The sequence below is a fragment of the Deinococcus pimensis DSM 21231 genome (assembly GCF_000519345.1).
GTDB lineage: Bacteria > Deinococcota > Deinococci > Deinococcales > Deinococcaceae > Deinococcus_A > Deinococcus_A pimensis.
Genome location: NZ_KI912621.1, coordinates 5,868 through 8,300 on the forward strand (window position 1 = coordinate 5,868; position 2,433 = coordinate 8,300).

The 2,433-nt window shown below is 72.5% G+C and carries 3 protein-coding genes; all 3 read left to right on the forward strand.

Annotated elements, in window-relative coordinates; translation table 11 throughout:
* The first annotated feature begins 58 nt into the window (after nucleotides 1-58).
* Entirely contained in the window at nucleotides 59-742 is a 684-nt protein-coding gene (gene ftsE, locus DEIPI_RS0102230; RefSeq protein WP_027480698.1) for a cell division ATP-binding protein FtsE, read from the forward strand.
* Entirely contained in the window at nucleotides 739-1,602 is an 864-nt protein-coding gene (locus tag DEIPI_RS0102235) for a cell division protein FtsX (RefSeq protein ID WP_027480699.1), read from the forward strand. The genes ftsE and DEIPI_RS0102235 overlap by 4 nt, the downstream gene beginning before the upstream one ends.
* On the forward strand, nucleotides 1,599-2,433 hold an 835-nt coding region (locus DEIPI_RS27875), incomplete at its 3' end, for a PcsB-like coiled-coil domain-containing protein (RefSeq protein WP_425387828.1). The genes DEIPI_RS0102235 and DEIPI_RS27875, both read left to right, overlap by 4 nt.

Here is a 2,433-nt window from a genome sequence, read left to right on the forward strand (position 1 = left end):
GGCGGGCCGCCGCCCGCCCCGCCCCGTCCGCGCCCACGCGGCCCCCCGGGAGGGCCGCGTGATCCAGTTCCACCACGTGAGCCTGGAGTATCCCGTCACGCGCACCCTCGCGCTCGACGACGTGAACCTGCACATCAAGAAGGGCGAGTTCGTGTACCTCGTGGGGCACAGCGGCGCGGGCAAGAGCTCCTTCATGAGCCTCGTCCTGAAGCGCAGCCTGCCCTCGAAGGGCGAGGTGTACGTGGCGGGCGAGCCGCTGCGCCGCTTCCGCGGTGGCCGCACGGCCATGCACCGCCGCCGCATCGGCATGATCTTCCAGGACAACCAGCTGCTGCCGCACCTGAGCAGCGCGGACAACGTCGCGTTCGCGCTGCGCGTGACGGGCGTGCCGCGCCGCGAGTGGGACGAGCGCGTCTCGGGCGCCCTGAAGCTCGTCGGACTCGACCACAAGAAGCACGCGCTGCCCGTGCAGCTCTCGCAGGGCGAGCAGCAGCGCGTCGCGATCGCGCGCGCCATCGTCAGCGAGCCTCCCCTGCTCCTCGCGGACGAGCCGACCGGCAACCTCGACCCGGAGAACAGCCGCGACATCCTGAAGGTGCTGCAGAACGTGAACCTGCGCGGCACGACGGTGGTCGTCGCGACGCACGCGCGCGACCTCGTGGAGACCTTCCGTCACCGGACGCTGACGCTGCGCCGCGGGCGGCTCGTCCGTGACGATCCCTACGGGGGGTACGCGCTGTGACGTACCACCTCCGGCAGGCGTGGCTCGCGATGCGCGGCAACCTCACCGCGACCCTCGCGACGCTCACGACGATGGTGCTCGCGCTCGTGATGCTGGGCTTCGTGGTCCTGCTGACCCTGAACGTGGACCGCGCGCTCTCGCAGCTCGAGTCGCAGGTGGAGGTCGCGGCGTTCCTGCGTGACGGCGCGGACACGGAGCGCATCCTGTCGAGCATCCAGGATCTCCCGCAGGTCCGCGAGGCGACCGTGGTGCGCAAGGACGCGGTGCTCGCGGAGATGCAGCGCGACTACCCGTACGTCCGCGAGGCCGCGGAGCTCGCCGGGAATCCCTTCCCGGACACGCTGCGGGTGCGCGTGGCGCGCGTGGCGGACACCACGACGGTGGCGGGCGCGGTGAGGAAGCTCGACGGCGTGGAGAGCGTGGAGTACGGCGCGGGCTACGTGGAGCGCGCCGCGAGGGTCCTCGACGCGGTGCGCGTCGCGGGGTACGTGCTGGTGGCGCTGCTGCTGGCGGGCACGCTGTTCAACATCCTCAACGCGGTGCGCGTCGCGATGTACGCGCGGCGCGCGGAGATCAACGTGATGCGTCTGCTGGGCGCCACGCGCGGCTTCATCCGCCTGCCGTACCTCATCGAGGGGCTGCTGCTGGGCGTGCTGGGCGCGGCCCTCGCGGGCGCGCTCCTCGTGCCGGGCTACGAGGCGCTCGCGTCGCGCCTCACGGTGCTGGTGCCGTCCCTGCCGATGCTGCAGGACCGCGCGGTGCTCGCGCAGCTCGTCGGGACGCTCGCGGGCCTCGGGGTGCTGGTGGGGCTCGTGGGGAGCGTCGTGGCGTCGGGCCGCTACCTGAGGGAGCTGGAGTGAACGCGCGGCGCGCGCGGAGCGTGGCGCTGCTCGCGCTGCTGGCGGTGGCGGGCGCGCAGACCACGTCGCAGAAGCTGCAGGACCTTCAGCAGCAGCTCTCCCGGCAGAAGCAGCTCTCCGAGCAGCAGAAAGCTCGGCTGGCGCAGCTCCGGCAGGACATCGCGGCGCTCGGGACGCGGCAGCGCGCCGCGATCGACCGCATCGACGAGCTCGGCGACGAGATCGGCACGCTCGAACGCCAGAGCCGCGACCTGACGCAGCGCATCCTCGCGGTGCAGGACGGCATCCGCACGCTCGAAGGCCAGATCTCGGTGACGAACGCGCGGGTGGAGCGCCTCAAGGCGGACGTGCGTCAGCTCATGCGGGCGGTGCAGCGCGAGCGCAGCGGCCAGTACCTCGCGCTGCTCGCGCAGGCGCGGTCCATCTCGGACTTCGTGGTGCGCGCGAAGTACGTGACCGTCATGGGGCAGCAGAACGTGTCGCTGGTGCGCTCCCTGCGCGAGGAGGCGCAGAAGCTCGACGAGCAGCGCGCGCAGCGCGTCGCCCTCGCGAATCAGCTCACGGGCCTCAAGCAGGAGGCGCAGGCGAAGCTCAGCGAGCGGCTCGCACTCAAGGCCAGTCAGGAGAAGCTCCTGGCGGAACTGCGCGACACGGAGCAGGGCCGCCGGGCGCTCGCGCTGCGCACCGAGGCGCAGCGGCAGCTCACAGCGACCACCATCGACGATCTGGTCGGGCAGGTGGTGACGGAGCGGGCGCGCATCGAGGCGGAACGCCGCGCGCGCGAGGAGGCGGAGCGTCTGCGCCGCGAGGAGGAGGCGCGCCGTCTGCGTG